The following is a 15,375-nucleotide window of genomic DNA, read 5'->3' as shown; positions in this document are numbered from 1 at the left end:
CGATCGGTTAAACCGTCATGTGCTTGCGCACGGCCTCGACGTCGAAGGTCTCGCGGGTGCCCGAGAGCACGACCTCGCCGCGGTCCATGACCGCGAAATCGTCGGCGAGTTCATGGGCGAAGTCGAGATACTGTTCGACCAGCACGATCGCCATGTCGCCGCGCTGGCGCAGATAGACGATGGCGCGGCCGATATCCTTGATGACCGAGGGCTGGATGCCTTCGGTTGGCTCGTCGAGGAGCAGCAGCTTGGGCCGCATGGTGAGCGCTCGGCCGATCGCCAGCTGCTGCTGCTGGCCACCGGAGAGATCGCCGCCGCGGCGCTTCAGCATCGACTGCAGCACCGGGAAGAGCTCGAACACCTCGTCCGGCACCTTCTTGTGCTCGCGGCCCACCGGCGCGAAGCCGGTCTCGAGATTCTCCTTCACCGTCAGCAGCGGGAAGATCTCGCGGCCCTGCGGCACCAGCGCTACGCCGCGGCGCGCGCGTTCGTAGGGTGGAAGTTTCGAGACTTCCTGGCCGTCGACCTGGATGGTTCCCGACGCAATCGACTGCATGCCGGAGATGGCGCGCAGCAGGCTGGTCTTGCCGACGCCGTTGCGCCCGAGCAGGCAGGTGACGCGACCGATCGTGGCGGTCAGCGATACGCTGCGCAGCGCCTGGGCGGCCCCGTAATAGAGATTGACGTTCTGGGCTGAAAGCATCGTCATCGTCCGAGGTACACTTCGACAACGCGCGGGTCGGCGCTCACCTGGTCGAGCGAACCCTCGGCCAGGGTCGAGCCCTCGTGCAGCACGGTCACCTTGACGCCGAGCGCGCGTACGAAGCTCATGTCGTGCTCGACCACGACGACCGAATGCGATTTGTTGACCTCGCGCAGCACCTGAGCCGTGGTCTCGGTCTCGACGTCGGTCATGCCCGCGACCGGTTCGTCGACCAGCATCAGCTTTGGATTCTGCGCGAGCAGCATGCCGATCTCGAGCCACTGTTTCTGGCCGTGGCTGAGCCGGGCGCCCAGCATGTGCTGCTGCGGGCCCATGCGGATAATCGACAGGATCTCCTCCAGCCGGTCGTTCTCGGCCTTGCTGGGCACCGCCATCAGCAGCCTGTACCAGCTGCGCATGCCGGCCAGCGCCAGCAGGAGATTGTCGCGCACCGTATGGTTCTCGAACACGGTGGGCTTCTGAAACTTGCGGCCGATGCCCAGGGTGGCGATGTTGGCTTCATCGATCTTGGTTAGATCGGCCCTGCCGTCGAACACCACCTCACCCGAATCGGGCCGGGTCTTGCCGGTGATCACGTCCATCATGGTGGTCTTGCCGGCGCCATTGGGCCCGATGATCGCCCGCATCTCACCCGGCTCGATCAGCAGGGAGAGATTGTTCAGCGCCTTGAAGCCGTCGAACGAAACGCTGACGCCGCTGAGGTAGAGCAGCGCCGACGTGGAGCGCGCGTGGGTGATGCCAGGGGCCTTCATGCCGCAGCCCTCGCCCGCCGCTCGCGCGATCTGTTCATGAACTGATTCCACAGGCCGACGACGCCCTTGGGCAGCAGCAGCGTCACGACGATGAACAGGGCGCCGAGCGCGAACAGCCAGACCTCCGGCAGCGCGCCGGTGAGCCAGGTCTTGCCGAAGTTCACGATGAAGGCGCCGATGACCGGCCCGATCAGCGTGCCGCGCCCACCGACCGCGACCCACAGGACGGCCTCGATCGAATTGCCGGGCGAGAACTCGCTGGGATTGATGATGCCGACCTGCGGCACGTAGAGCGCGCCGGCGATGCCGGCCATCGCCGCCGACAGCACGAAGACGAAGAGCTTGTAGCGCTCGACCCGATAGCCCAGGAACCGCATGCGGCTTTCGGCGTCGCGTACCGCGGTCAGGGCCTTGCCGAAGCGCGAGCCCACGATGGCAGCGGAGATCACCAGGAAAATCGCCAGCGCGAGCGCCGAGGCAAAGCACAGCACGGCGCGCGTCGTGTCGGACTGGACAGAATAGCCCAGGATGTCCTTGAAGTCGGTCATGCCGTTGTTGCCGCCCAGCCCCATGTCGTTTCGGAAGAAGGCCAGCAGCAGGGCGAAGGTCATCGCCTGGGTGATGATCGAGAGATAGACGCCGGTGACGCGGCTGCGGAAGGCGAACCAGCCGAGCGCCAGCGCCAGCACGCTCGGCACCAGCACGATCATTGGTGCTGCAAACCAGAAACTGTCGAAGCCGTGCCAGAACCAGGGCAGCTCCTTGTAGTTCAGGAACACCATGAAATCGGGCAGGAGGGGATTGCCGTACACCCCGCGCGTCCCGATCTGGCGCATCAGGTACATGCCCATGCAATAGCCGCCGAGCGCGAAGAAGGCGGCGTGGCCGAGCGTGAGGATGCCACAGAATCCCCAGACGAGATCGACCGCCAGCGCCAGAGAGGCGTAGCAGAGATACTTGCCGACGAGCTGCACCGCCCAGGATGGCATGCGAAACGCGCTGTCCGCCGGCAGAAGCAGGTTCGACAGCGGCACGAGGATGCCGACCGCCAGAACCAGCAGGACGAAGAGGCGCAGGTTACGGGTCATGCCCTGCCAGAGGAACCGTGTGACCATTATTCGACAGAACGTCCCTTCAGCGCGAACAACCCGCGCGGCCGGCGCTGGATGAACAGGATGATGAATACCAGCACCAGGATCTTGCCCAGCACCGCGCCGGCGTAGGGCTCGAGGAACTTGTTCACGACGCCGAGGGTCAGCGCGCCGATCAAGGTACCGAACAGGTTTCCGACGCCGCCGAACACCACGACCATGAAGGAGTCGATGATGTAGCCCTGCCCGAGGTTGGGGCTGACATTGTCGATCTGGCTCAGCGCCACCCCGGCCAGGCCCGCGATGCCGGAGCCGAGGCCGAAGGTCAGCGCGTCGACGCGCGGCGTGCGGATGCCGACGGCCGAGGCCATCGGGCGGTTCTGCGTCACGGCGCGCATGTAGAGGCCGAGCGGCGTCTTGCGCAGCAGCAGGATGAGGGAGGCGAAGACGATCAGCGCGAACACCACGATCCAGAGGCGTCCATAGGTGATGTTGAGCTGGCCGAGTTGGAACGCGCCCGACATCCACGACGGCGCCCCGACCTCGCGGTTGGACGAGCCGAAGATCGAGCGCACGGCCTGCTGCAACACGAGCGACAGGCCCCAGGTCGCGAGCAGCGTGTCGAGCGGACGCCCGTAGAGGAAGCGGATGATGGTGCGTTCGATCAGGATACCGATGGCGCCCGAGACGAGGAAGGCGAGCGGCAGCGCGATCACCAGAGAGACGTCGAACAGATGCGGCGCCGAGGTGCGGATGACCTCCTGGACGACGAAGGTCGTATAGGCGCCCAGCATGACCATCTCGCCATGCGCCATGTTGATCACGCCCATGGTGCCGAAGGTGATGGCGAGGCCGATGGCGGCAAGCAGCAGTACCGAGCCGAGCGAGATGCCGTACCAGACGTTCTGCGCCATCTGCCAGGCGGCCAGCGTCTGCTCGATCGACTCTGCGCCGGCCGTGGCAGCCGTCTTGACCTCGCCATCGGAGGCGGCGGCCACGGTCTTGAGGATGCCAAGTGAATCGCGGTCGCCGCGCTCACGAACCAGCGCGATCGCCGCGAGCTTCTGAGCCGGCGGAGCGTCGGCGGTCGCGAGCACGATGGCAGCGCGCGCCTCGCTCATCGCGCGCTTGATGCGCGCGTCCTTTTCGACGGCAAGCGCCTGGTCGAGGGCCGCCAGAGCCGTCGCATCGCGGCGCTTGAAGAGGGCGTCGGCAGCATTGAGCCGGACCTTGGCATTGGGGCTCATCAGGGTGAGCGAACCGACCGCGGCTTCGATCGTGCCGCGCAGACGGTTGTTGACCCGCACGCGCTCGAGATCGGCTTCGACGGCACTGCCGGCCGGCTTGCCCGAGATCGCATCGCTCAGCGCGAGCTTGTTGCCGTCGACCTTGCCGATGACCACGAGCTTATCGGAATTTCGGATATAGAGCTGGCCTGCCCCAAGGGCTTCGAGGATCGGCGCGGCGCGTTCGTCGCCCGACGTCGCCAGCGCGGTGATCGCCGCCTCGCGCTCGCCCAGACCGCCGGAGGTGAGATTCCCGACGAGGACCGTGAGGTCGGCTGCAACGGCCGCCCCGGCCAGTGCCAGCGACGCCAACACGGAAAGCAGGACCGAGAACGGTCGATGAAATAGCATGTGCTGTGACTTAACCCCAGGAGATGGAAACGGGGCGACCAACAAAGCCGCCCCGTCCTGTGAGTCCTGCGCCTCGGACTACTTGGCCGCCTTGCCGATGCACTTGTTGGCGACGGTGTCGAAGTTTCCGCAGTTCACGGGCTTCGTCCAATCAGCCTTCAGGTTCTTTGAGTCGTCGAGAATCGGCGACCACGCGGCGCCCGGGACGAGGCCGGGAGTCTTCCACACCACGTCGAACTGACCGTTGTCTTCGATCTCGCCGATCAGCACCGGCTTGGTGATGTGATGGTTCGGCAGCATCTCGGAGATCCCACCCGTCAGGTTCGGGACCTTGATGCCGACGAGCGCGTCGATCACCTTGTCTGGATCGATCGTGCCGGCCTTCTTGACCGCCTCGACCCACATCCGGAAGCCGATCACCGAAGCTTCCATCGGATCGTTGGTCACGCGCTTCGGGTTCTTGGTGAAGGCCTGCCAGGTCTTGATGAACTCCGCGTTCGTCGGGTCCTTGACCGACTGGAAGTAGTTCCAGGCCGCCAGATGGCCGACCAGCGGCTTGGTGTCGATGCCGGCCAGTTCTTCTTCGCCGACCGAGAAGGCCACGACCGGGATGTCCTTGGCCTTGATGCCCTGGTTGCCGAGCTCCTTGTAGAACGGCACGTTGGCGTCGCCGTTGATCGTCGAGACGACGGCGGTCTTCTTGCCCGCCGAGCCGAACTTCTTGATGTCGGCCACGATCGACTGCCAGTCGGAATGACCGAACGGCGTGTAGTTGATCATGATGTCTTCCTTCGGAACGCCCTTCTGGAGGAGGTACGCTTCGAGGATCTTGTTGGTCGTGCGCGGATAGACGTAGTCGGTACCGGCCAGGACCCAGCGCTTCACGTCGCCGCCGTCCTTGCTCATCAGGTAGTCGACCGCCGGGATCGCCTGCTGGTTCGGCGCGGCACCGGTGTAGAACACGTTACGCTGGCTCTCCTGGCCCTCGTACTGGACCGGGTAGAAGAGGATGCCGTTCAGCTCCTCGAACACCGGCAGCACCGACTTGCGGCTGACCGAGGTCCAGCAGCCGAACACCACGGCGACCTTTTCCTTCTGCAGCAGCTCGCGCGCCTTCTCGGCGAACAGCGGCCAGTTCGACGCCGGGTCCACAACGACGGCCTCGAGCTTCTTGCCCAGCAGGCCGCCCTTCTTGTTCTGCTCCTCGACCATCATCAGCACGACGTCCTTCAGGGTCGTCTCGCTGATTGCCATCGTGCCCGACAGCGAATGGAGGATGCCGACCTTGATCGTGTCCCCCGCCTGCGCAAACGCGCTGGTCGCCGCGCTGGCCACCAGGCCGGCGGCGACGAGGCCCGTCCGCATGAGTGTTCCCAATTTCATCCCGCTCTCCTTGTCTTTCGACGGATCTCCCCGCCGAAAATCAAGGGAAGCGAAATTCGTGCCAAACCGGCCGAGTGCCCTTGGGATAAGGATTAGTTGGCGATCAGGACGAGCGCACCACCGGCCATGACGGCACCGCCCAGGGCCCGCAATCCCAGGTCGCCGACCGCGCGGCGTGCAACCCAGCCGAGTCCCAAGCCTGCAGCATGCAGCATTGCCGTCGCCGCAACGAAGCCCAAGATGTAGAGGCCAGTCCCGCTCGTCGGCGCTTCAATGGCGTGGGCGTAGCCGTGAAACACCGCAAATAGTCCGACGACGGCCATGGCCGCCGCAGACGGCATACGCACTGCAGCCATGATGAGCGCGCCTAGCAGCAGGACCGATGCAACGATACCCGCCTCGACCATAGGCAGTTTAATGCCCACGAATCCGGCAGCTGCTCCGACGAGCATCATGGCAATGAAGGAAGCCGGCACGAGATACGCGGCTGCCGGGCGCTTTGCGGCCAGCAGCGAGGCCCATACGCCAACACCGACCATCGCCAGCAGGTGATCGAGGCCGGTAAAGGGATGAGCGAATCCCGAGGTCTCATGGCCCGGGTGGGCCAGCACGGGGCTTGCCACCATAACGAGCAAAACCGCCAGGCGGATCGTTCGAATGTTCATTGAGAACTCCTATTTTCTAGTTCAGCCGTGCAGGCAGTCCGCCTTGCCGTACGATGAAGGCCGCGATGTCTTCCAGGCCCTTATTTTCCTTGAGATTGGAGAAAATGAAAGGCCGTTGGCCGCGCATCCGGCGGGCGTCGCGGTCCATGACCTCGAGACTGGCGCCGACCAGCGGCGCGAGGTCGATCTTGTTGATCACCAGCAGGTCCGACCGCGTAATGCCGGGGCCGCCCTTGCGCGGGATCTTTTCGCCGGCGGAGACGTCGATCACATAGATCGTGAGGTCGGCCAGTTCCGGCGAGAAGGTCGCGGCGAGATTGTCACCGCCGGATTCCACGAAGATGACCTCAAGGTCCGGCCACTTGCGTACGATGTCGGAGACCGCGGCGAGATTGATCGAGGCATCCTCCCGGATGGCCGTGTGCGGGCAACCGCCGGTTTCGACGCCGACGATGCGCTCGGGCGCCAGCGCGCCAGCACGGGTCAGGAACTCGGCGTCTTCCTTTGTATAGATGTCATTGGTGACGACGGCGATGTCGTAGAGATCGCGCATGCGCTTGCACAGGCGTTCGACGAGCGCGGTCTTGCCCGATCCGACAGGGCCGCCGACCCCCACTCTGAGCGGACCACGCAGGCTCATTTGTCCAGTTCTCCAGCCACCAGGGCGATATATCCCACGCCGAGCAACAGACAGTAAGGCGAATAGTATCGTCTGTTGCGCGTGGCAAACGGTTCGATCGTGAAATGCGCCCGCCAGCGATGGCTGAAGCCCGCGATTCCCCGCGCCACGAAAATGCCGGCGATCATGTAGCTGCCGGCCAGCACGGCCGGTTCGGCAATACGGCCCAGCGCGTACCACGGCCACAGGGCCATCGCGGCAAGAACGAGCGCCACCAGGAAGCACTGCCAGGAAGGCGGCATGCGTCGGCGTCCGTCGCCGACGACGCTCCGGGCCAGGGCCTCCTCGCTGGCTTCCGGCCAGTGGCTGCCCAGGCCCCACATCACATGGATCACGGCGATGGCGCCGACGCCGATCGTCAGGAGAAGAGCCATCAGGGCGGTCATGAGCGGAAAAGGCGTGTGTATTGTGTTTCGTGACGGAGCGAGCACCAGTCGAGCAGCGGCGTCGCCGTCCCGACCTCGTCCAGGGAGTCGATCGCGATGGCGGCCCGAGTGGCTTCGTTAACCGATGCTTCGAGCGCCGCCAAGGCGATCTGGCCGTCGGTCTGACCGAGCGGAACGGCCCGCAAGGCAGCCGAGATGAGATTGGCGGTGAAGGCGTGGAGAAAGCCCGCCAGCGCCTGTTCGAGCGCGATGCCGTGCACCGCGGCGGCGAGCGCCACCGCAACCGGGAGCGCAAGCTCGCCGCCGAGCCGCCGATGCACCTCGTCGAGGGCGGCGTGGGGCCAGGCCGTGCGCGTGATCGACAGAAACGAACCGCCCTGCTGGCGCGATTCCAGCGCCATTTCCGAGGTGCCGCGCCAGGCCGCGGCGCGCTCGGCTACGGCATCGAACGCGAACCAGTCGGCCTCGCGGGCCGCCCGCCAGCCCACCGCGAACAGGGCCCCGTCGACCGCGCCCGTGCCGCGCCGCAGGACGCTGTCGAGCCAGGCCACCAGCGAGGCGCGGTCCCGGATCAACCCCTCTTCCACCGCCGTTTCGACGCCGTGGCTGTAGCTGAAGGCGCCGATCGGATAGGAGGGCGAGAGCCAGGCAAGCAGCCTATACAGCGGGTCGCTAGCCATGACGCTCCGCGTGCAACTCACCGTGGCGATGACCGGTGTCGTGATTGTGCTGGCCATAGGCGCCGCCTTCCGGGTCGAAGGGGGCGCGGACCTTGCGCACTTCGGCGCCAAGGCCTTTCAGCATGTCGACGATGACATGATCGTCGCGGATCAGGATGCGATCGCTGTCGATCTGAGTCGGGAGGTGGCGATTGCCGAGATGCCAGGCGAGCCGCGCGAAGGCTGCGGAGTCGCGGCCGCGCACCTCGACGAGATCCTCGTCGGCGGCCTTCACCTCTACGAAGCCGCCCTCCTCCAGCTTCAGACCGTCGCCGCTGTGCAGCACCACCGGTTCGACCAGGTCGAGCAGGAAGTCGAGCCCATCGTCTCCCAGCATGCGCAGGCGGCGGCGGTAGCGATCGTCGAACAGGAGGGTGACCGTGTCCGTGCGCTCGGATGCCGGCCAGCCGCCGGCGCGCACGACCTCGATGGCGCGCTTCATGGTCAGAACAGGAAATACCGCTGCGCCATGGGCAGCGACGTGGCGGGTTCGCAGGTCAGCAGTTCGCCGTCGGCGCGCACCTCATAGGTCTCGGGATCGACGTCGATCTTGGGGCAGGTCGAGTTGTGGATCATGTTCTTCTTGCCGATCTTGCGCGTGCCCTTCACCGGCAGCAGCGAGCGGGTGAGGCCCCACTTCTTGGCGACGCCCTTGGTGATGGCGGCCTGGGAGACGAACAGTACGGGGCTCGTCACCAGGCTGCGACCGAAGGCACCGAACATCGGCCGGTAGTGGACCGGCTGCGGCGTCGGGATCGAGGCGTTGGGGTCGCCCATGGGGGCGGCGATGATCGAACCGCCGATCAGCACCATGTCGGGCTTGGCGCCGAAGAAGGCCGGCGACCACATGACGAGATCGGCGCGCTTGCCGACCTCGACCGAGCCGACATGCTTGGCGATGCCGTGGGTGATGGCCGGGTTGATCGTGTACTTGGCGACGTAGCGCTTCACGCGGAAATTGTCGTTGTCGCCAGCCTCTTCCTTCAGCCGGCCACGCTGTTTCTTCATCTTGTCGGCGGTCTGCCACGTCCGGATCACCACCTCACCGACCCGGCCCATCGCCTGGCTGTCGGACGACATCATCGAGAAGGCGCCGATATCGTGGAGGATGTCCTCCGCCGCGATGGTCTCCTTGCGGATGCGGCTCTCGGCGAAGGCCACGTCCTCGGGGATGGCGGCGTCGAGATGATGACAGACCATCAGCATGTCGAGATGCTCGTCCACGGTGTTCACCGTGTAGGGCATGGTCGGATTGGTCGAGCTGGGCAGCACGTTCTTCTCGCCGGCCAGCCGGATGATGTCGGGCGCATGGCCGCCGCCCGCGCCTTCCGTGTGGAAGGTCGCGATGGTGCGGCCCTTGAAGGCGGCGCGCGTCGTCTCGACGAAGCCCGATTCGTTCAGCGTGTCGGTGTGGATCGCGACCTGGACGTCGTAGCGGTCGGCGACGCTCAGGCAATTGTCGATGGCGGCCGGTGTGGTGCCCCAGTCCTCGTGCAGCTTGAGCCCGCAGGCGCCACCCTCGATCTGTTCCTTGAGGCCGGCGGGCTTGCTGGTATTGCCCTTGCCAAAGAAGCCGAGGTTCATCGGCAGGCCTTCGGCGGCCTGCAGCATGCGGCCCATGTGCCACGGCCCGGGCGTCACCGTCGTGGCGAGTGTGCCGTGCGCCGGCCCGGTGCCGCCGCCCAGCATCGTCGTGACGCCACTGTAGAGCGCATCGTCGATCTGCTGCGGACAGATGAAGTGGATGTGGCAGTCGATACCGCCCGCGGTGATGATCTTGCCCTCGGCCGCGATCGCCTCGGTGCCAGGTCCGATGATGATGTCGACGCCGGGCTGAACGTCGGGATTGCCCGCCTTGCCGATCGCGACGATCACCCCGCCCTTGAGGCCGATATCGGCCTTCACGATGCCCCAGTGATCGACGATCAGGGCATTGGTGATGACCGTGTCGACGGCGCCCTGTGCGCGCGTCTTCTGGCTCTGGCCCATGCCGTCGCGGATCACCTTGCCGCCGCCGAACTTGACCTCTTCGCCGTAGATCGTGTGGTCCTTCTCGACCTCGATGAAGAGTTCGGTGTCGGCCAGCCGCACCTTGTCGCCCACGGTGGGGCCGAACATGTGGACATAGGCCGAGCGCGAGATGCGGGTCGGGCCTTCGTTGGACGGCCCGACCTTGGCGATGGGACCGAGTTTGCCGCCGACCCGCCCCTGGAAACCATGGCTCTCGCGGCCCCCCATGTAGGGCGTGAGCCGCACGGTGCGCGACTGGCCCGGCTCGAAGCGCACGGCGGTGCCGGCGGCGATGTCGAGCCGCATGCCCTTCGCGCGCTTGCGGTCGAACTTCAAGGCGTCGTTGGTCTCGAAGAAATGATAGTGGCTGCCGACCTGGATGGGCCGGTCGCCGGTATTGGCGACCTCGATGGTGATCGGGTTGCGGCCCTTGTTGAGCTCGAGCTCGCCGGCGCTCGGGAAGATTTCACCTGGAATCATGGCGTCTCTCCTCAGCGAATCGGCGCATGGACGGTGACGAGCTTGGTGCCGTCGGGAAAGGTCGCCTCGACCTGGATCTCTGCCAGCATGTCGGCGATGCCATCCATGACCTGGGCCCGCGAGATCACGTGCGCGCCGTCGCGCATCAGGTCGGCGACCGAGCGGCCGTCGCGCGCGCCCTCGACGACGAAATCGGTGATCAGCGCCACGGCCTCGGGATAGTTGAGCTTCACCCCGCGCTCCAGGCGACGACGCGCCACGATGGCGGCCATGGCCACCAGAAGCTTGTCCTTTTCGCGCGGCGTCAAATTCATTCGTTTCCCCCGGCCCGTCGGCCCCGACTATAGCGCGAGCGAGTCTGCATCAAACATGCCAAACGCGCGGCAGGCGGCGGCCGCGAAACTCGGTGAGAAACCGGATCGTCGCATGGCGCACCGCCGTCGCTTCGCCCAGCAGGCGTGCGACCAGGATTCCGTTCACGACGGTGACACCCGCCCGCACTTGGTCTGCAGCCTCGAGCAGGACGCGGGCCTTCTCGAAATGCGGCTGAGGCGCATCCCACACGCCGATCACGGTCGCCAGCGCATTGGCGGTCCCGAAACCGGCACCGTCCGGTGTCTCGCCCTCGACCCGCAACGTGTCGGTCCAGACCAGCCGACCGGGGCGACGCACCGACCAGGCGTCCAGCAGGAGGCCGGACGTGAAGCGCTCGCCCGAAGCACCGCGGCCGAGCACCACCATCTCGCAGGCAAGCAGCGAGCCGCCCTCGACGACTTCGGCCACCGTCCGGCGCTTCAGTTGCGCGCCCTCGAAGACGATGGTCTCTTGCGGCAGCCAGTCGAGCGTCGCACCCTCGGCGACCCGCACGTCGACGTCGATCGTGCAGGGAGCGCTGCCCTTCGAGGCGCGGTAGATCTTCTCGGCGGCCTGCGTGGTTGCCACGGCTTCGGCGCCAGGGCCGATCTCGACCGACATTCTGAGGGCGTCGCCGCCCGTCACACCGCCCGAGGTGGTGATCATGACGGCCTGCGGCGGTTCGCCCAGTTCGGGTTTCGGGAACAAAACCCGGCAGGGGTCGCGTTGATACAGATCGCCCAGGCGTGTCTTGCCATCCCGCAGGTCGAAGGTGACCCGGCTTTCGCCGGAAGCGCGTTGCATGCGGGGGGAGAGACTGGTGGTCATCGGCCCCGACTTGATAGATTAAGGATCGAAATGAGCAAGGCCTTCACCAAGGAAAGCGACGACGACGACGAGGACGACCTGCCCGACGATGTCGGCGGATTGCCTCCCGGCGCCAAGAACTACATGACCCCGCAGGGCTTCGAGCGCATGCGCGAGGAGCTGATGACGCTCATGCGCAAGGAGCGGCCCGAGGTCGTACAGGTCGTGTCGTGGGCCGCCGCCAACGGCGACCGCTCGGAGAACGGCGACTATCTCTACGGCAAGAAGCGCCTGCGCGAGATCGATCGCCGCATCCGCTTCCTCAGCAAGCGACTGGAACGCTCCGAAGTCGTGGATCCGGCCAAGCGGCCCAAGACCGACCAGGTGTTCTTCGGTGCCACCGTGACCTACGTCAATTCAAAGGATGAGGAACGCACGGTCAGGATCGTCGGCGTCGACGAAGTCGACCCGGGTCGTGGCCATGTGAGCTGGATCTCGCCCATCGCCCGCGCCGTCATGCGGGCCCGCGAGGGCGATGCCGTGCGAATGAACACACCCGGCGGCGAGGAAGAGATCGAGATACTGAAGGTCGATTACGTCTAAGATGGATCGGAGCGAGGCACCCTTCTGTCGTCCTGAGCGAAGCGAAGGACCTGACCGATCGATAAAAGGACTCCGCGGCTAGCGGGAGATCCTTCGCCGCGCTCAGCATGACAAGGCGGACTACATCGCCACCAGCGCCAGGTCCTGGAACCAGCTTTGCGCCTGGGTGTACGACTTGATCCGCGACGACAGGGCGCGCGGTGTCCTGTCGTGATAGACCCAGATCATCACGGCATCGTCCACCGCCTTGGCGTGGATCTGCGCCGCCAGAGCATCCTGTTTGGCCGGATCGAACGTGTTCTGCAGTTCGACGACCAACCGGTCGACGTCCGCGTTCTTGTAGCTGCTCCAGTTGACGCCGACGGGCGCCACCTGGTCCGACGCAAAGAAACGGTTCACGGCATAGAAGGGATCGGACGTAACATGGGTGACGTTGGTCGCGCTCACGTCCCTGTTCATCTCGGCCTTGGCGCCGCTGCGCCAGCCGGTCATCAGCGCTTCGAGTTCGACCGGCTTGAAGTCGATGGCGATGAAGCTCTCCTTCATCATCTCCTGGATGGCCTCGTTGACCATCTGGTTGGTGCCGCCGGCCTGGATGGTGATCCTGGCCTTCATCGGATTGGCCTTGCCATAGCCGGCCTCGGCCATCAGCTGGCGCGCCGCATCGGGCGCATACTTGATCTCGAAGGTGGGCTTGCCGAACCAGGGGCTCGTCCGATCGACCTCGCCATAGGCTGGCTGCACCAGACCGTTGAGCAACCTGACGATCGCGTCGCGGTCGATCGCGAGGTTGGCGGCCTTGCGCACCCTGATGTCGGTCCAGGGCGAGCCCTCGACCAGCGACGGATGGTAATTGAACACATGCGGCGTGACATTGGTGCTGATGCGCGCCCCGCTCTGCTTCAGACGGTCGATGATGTCGGGGCCCGGCGCATCGATCATGTCGAAGGCCCCCGAGATCAACGCGGCGCTGCGTCCGGAGTCCTCCGGTGCACAGATCAGGACGATACGGTCGACCTTGGGCATGCGCCTGGGGTTCCAATACCCCTCGTTCTTCACCAGCTCGGCCCGCTCACGCGGCACCAGTCGGGCGAGCTTGAACGGCCCCGTCCCCGACGGCGCCGAGGCGAACTTGCTCCAGTCCTTGCCCACCTTCTCCCACTGGGCCGGGCTCGACACCAGGAACCACAGGAGCTGGTAGGGGAAGAGCGAGTCGACGGACTTCGTCTTGATCTCGACTTCCATCGGGCCGGTCTTGCGATAGCCAACCATGCTGGGCAGGCGGGGCCGTACCTGGGCGGCCTGACGCTGGTCGAACTGCGCCGCTTCCTTGTTGAAGATCTTCTCGAAGTTCCAGATCACCGCGTCGGCGTCGAAGGGCGATCCGTCATGGAATTTCACACCTTCACGCAGCTTGAAGGTCCACAGCGTCTTGTCGGCGTCGCTGACCTTCCACTCGGTCGCGAGGCCCGGGATCATCTTGCCCGGCCGGTCCGACACGTCGAGTTCCCAGGCGATCAGCGGATCGTAGATCGTGAGACCGGTATATTGATAGGCATTGGCGCCGCGATCCGGCTGGCCCGTGGTGAGCGGGATGTCGGTCATCGGGATGCCGTAACGGACAATCTTCTCCTGGGCCCAGGCGACTCGTGGTAGGGCGAGCGCGGTCGTCCCAGCGATCAACGTACGGCGCGAGAGCTTCATGGTCGCCTCCTGACGGGGAAGTATCCATCAGGCGCATGCGACTCCCGTGCCAGAGTGGGCGGCGGCGCCCGGCGGATCACCTCCGCTTGAGGTCCGCCAGCAGTCGATCGACGAACGTCGGGGAGCAGCCGAGCAGTGCCGCCTCGTCGGCCAGTTCCTTTTCGAGCCGGCCAAGCGCCTCGACGAAAGACCCGCCCTTGGCCAGCGCCTTCTCGACCACAGCGTGAGCCTCGTGCTTGCCCATCTTCCGGGCCAGCAGGAACGTTGCTCGCTCGGCGAGGACCGCGGCTTCGCTGGCATCCATGTTGGCCTGCAGGGCGTCGGGCTCGATGACGAGTCCGGACGCGACTTCCGCCATCGCCTCCACCGCCGAGCCCAGGCATTCGACCAGCGCGGAGAGCGTCGGCCATTCCGCCTGCCAGCCACCAAGCGCACGCTCGTGCTCCTGCGGCATCGCCGCCACGATCGTCGCGGCCAGCAGCGGCGCTCGCGTCGCCGCCGATAGAATGAGAGCGGCGCCGACCGGGTTGCGCTTGTGCGGCATGGTCGAAGAGCCGCCCCGTCCCGGCCCGGACGGCTCGGCCGCCTCCCCCACTTCGGCCTGCATCATCAAGGCGATATCGCGCGACGCCTTGGCGAGCGCCCCGACGACCAGCGCGCAATCCTGCGCAAATGCCGCGACCCGGACCCGTTGCGTGAACCACGGCCCCGGCGGCAGCGCGAGATTCAGCTGCTTCGCCAGCACCTTCATCACCGGCTCGGCTTCCGGACCCAGCGCCGTCAGACTTCCCGACGCGCCGCCGAACTGGAGGATCTGCGTTTCGCCGAAACTCTCGGCAAGTCGCCGCCTGGCGCGGTCGATGTCGGAAGCCCAGCCCGCGATCTTCTGGCCGAGCGCGAGCGGCGTCGCCGGCTGCAACAGGGTGCGGCCGAGCATCGGCGTCGTGCGGTGTTTCTTCGCCAGACGCGCGAAGGCCGAGACGATGCTGTCGAGTGACTTCACGAGCGGAGGCAGCGCCTCGCCGAGCTGCAGCACCATCGCGGTGTCGATCACGTCCTGGCTGGTGGCGCCCCAATGGACATAGTCGGCCGCCTTTGCGTCGCGCCTGGTAACCTGTTCGGTCAACGCCTTTACGACCGGAACGGTGAGCGTCGCCGTCCGGCGCGCGGCGGCGGCGAGTGGTGTGGCGTCATAGAGGGCGGAATCGCAGGCCTTGACGATGACCGACGCGGCGCGCTTCGGAATCAGGCCGGCCGCCGCGGTCGCTTGGGCAAGCGCCGCCTCGAAGCGCAGCATGTGGCGCAAGGTGGCGGTGTCGGAGAAGCAGTCGGCCACTGCCGCCGATGAGCCCAACGCAGAGACCAGACGAACCGTCATGGG

Annotated in this window: 16 protein-coding genes; 1 reads left to right on the top strand and 15 read right to left on the bottom strand. The window is 65.9% G+C overall.

Going from position 1 to position 15,375, the window contains the following annotated elements; translation table 11 throughout:
- Positions 1–7 precede the first annotated feature (7 nt).
- The 13 genes from urtE to ACO07I_RS21035 all read right to left on the bottom strand — a co-directional run bounded on the left by urtE (position 8) and on the right by ACO07I_RS21035 (position 11,708).
- Positions 8–703 (bottom strand): urea ABC transporter ATP-binding subunit UrtE, encoded by a 696-nt coding sequence (gene urtE, locus ACO07I_RS21095; RefSeq protein WP_298310380.1) that lies wholly within the window; start codon positions 701–703, stop codon positions 8–10.
- A 2-nt stretch (positions 704–705) separates the two neighbouring features.
- Positions 706–1,476, bottom strand: a complete 771-nt coding sequence (gene urtD / locus ACO07I_RS21090) for an urea ABC transporter ATP-binding protein UrtD (protein WP_422010794.1) — start codon at positions 1,474–1,476, stop codon at positions 706–708.
- Positions 1,473–2,591, bottom strand: a complete 1,119-nt coding sequence (urtC, locus tag ACO07I_RS21085) for an urea ABC transporter permease subunit UrtC (RefSeq protein WP_422010792.1) — start codon at positions 2,589–2,591, stop codon at positions 1,473–1,475. Before urtC ends, urtD begins: the two co-directional genes overlap by 4 nt.
- Complete coding sequence (gene urtB, locus ACO07I_RS21080; RefSeq protein ID WP_422010790.1) at positions 2,591–4,204, bottom strand: urea ABC transporter permease subunit UrtB; 1,614 nt, start codon at positions 4,202–4,204, stop codon at positions 2,591–2,593. The genes urtC and urtB overlap by 1 nt, the downstream gene beginning before the upstream one ends.
- A 78-nt stretch (positions 4,205–4,282) precedes the next feature.
- Complete coding sequence (urtA, locus tag ACO07I_RS21075) at positions 4,283–5,569, bottom strand: urea ABC transporter substrate-binding protein (RefSeq protein WP_422018336.1); 1,287 nt, start codon at positions 5,567–5,569, stop codon at positions 4,283–4,285.
- Positions 5,570–5,679: 110 nt separating this feature from the next.
- A complete protein-coding gene (locus ACO07I_RS21070) occupies positions 5,680–6,252 on the bottom strand; it encodes a HupE/UreJ family protein (protein WP_422010788.1) in 573 nt (190 codons plus the stop codon).
- Positions 6,253–6,268: 16 nt separating this feature from the next.
- On the bottom strand, positions 6,269–6,892 hold the full coding sequence (gene ureG / locus ACO07I_RS21065; RefSeq protein ID WP_422010786.1) for an urease accessory protein UreG: 624 nt from the start codon (positions 6,890–6,892) through the stop codon (positions 6,269–6,271).
- A complete protein-coding gene (locus ACO07I_RS21060; protein WP_422010784.1) occupies positions 6,889–7,305 on the bottom strand; it encodes a DUF3995 domain-containing protein in 417 nt (138 codons plus the stop codon). The genes ureG and ACO07I_RS21060 overlap by 4 nt, the downstream gene beginning before the upstream one ends.
- 8 nt (positions 7,306–7,313) lie before the next feature.
- A complete protein-coding gene (locus tag ACO07I_RS21055; protein WP_422010782.1) occupies positions 7,314–7,997 on the bottom strand; it encodes an urease accessory protein UreF in 684 nt (227 codons plus the stop codon).
- Positions 7,990–8,478: an urease accessory protein UreE gene (locus ACO07I_RS21050; RefSeq protein ID WP_422010780.1), complete on the bottom strand. Its 489-nt coding sequence runs from the start codon at positions 8,476–8,478 to the stop codon at positions 7,990–7,992. Before ACO07I_RS21050 ends, ACO07I_RS21055 begins: the two co-directional genes overlap by 8 nt.
- 2 nt (positions 8,479–8,480) lie before the next feature.
- Complete coding sequence (gene ureC, locus ACO07I_RS21045; protein ID WP_422010778.1) at positions 8,481–10,526, bottom strand: urease subunit alpha; 2,046 nt, start codon at positions 10,524–10,526, stop codon at positions 8,481–8,483.
- An 11-nt stretch (positions 10,527–10,537) separates the two neighbouring features.
- Positions 10,538–10,840 (bottom strand): urease subunit gamma, encoded by a 303-nt coding sequence (locus ACO07I_RS21040; RefSeq protein ID WP_020697853.1) that lies wholly within the window; start codon positions 10,838–10,840, stop codon positions 10,538–10,540.
- A 49-nt stretch (positions 10,841–10,889) separates the two neighbouring features.
- Positions 10,890–11,708 carry an urease accessory protein UreD gene (locus tag ACO07I_RS21035; protein WP_422010775.1) on the bottom strand — a complete coding sequence of 273 codons (819 nt, stop codon included), beginning with the start codon at positions 11,706–11,708 and terminating at the stop codon, positions 10,890–10,892.
- Positions 11,709–11,738: 30 nt separating this feature from the next.
- Between ACO07I_RS21035 and greB the strand changes: the two genes are divergently transcribed.
- A complete protein-coding gene (greB, locus tag ACO07I_RS21030) occupies positions 11,739–12,290 on the top strand; it encodes a transcription elongation factor GreB (protein WP_422010773.1) in 552 nt (183 codons plus the stop codon).
- A gap of 120 nt (positions 12,291–12,410) precedes the next feature.
- On the opposite strand, the gene ACO07I_RS21025 is transcribed toward greB, so the two are convergent.
- Positions 12,411–13,994 (bottom strand): ABC transporter substrate-binding protein, encoded by a 1,584-nt coding sequence (locus ACO07I_RS21025; RefSeq protein WP_422010771.1) that lies wholly within the window; start codon positions 13,992–13,994, stop codon positions 12,411–12,413.
- A gap of 76 nt (positions 13,995–14,070) precedes the next feature.
- Positions 14,071–15,372, bottom strand: a complete 1,302-nt coding sequence (gene pcaB / locus ACO07I_RS21020) for a 3-carboxy-cis,cis-muconate cycloisomerase (RefSeq protein WP_422010769.1) — start codon at positions 15,370–15,372, stop codon at positions 14,071–14,073.
- Positions 15,373–15,375: the final 3 nt, after the last annotated feature.

Origin of the sequence: Reyranella sp. (genome assembly GCF_965227665.1) — a bacterium.
GTDB lineage: Bacteria > Pseudomonadota > Alphaproteobacteria > Reyranellales > Reyranellaceae > Reyranella.
This window is presented reverse-complemented; position numbering and strand designations above follow the sequence as displayed.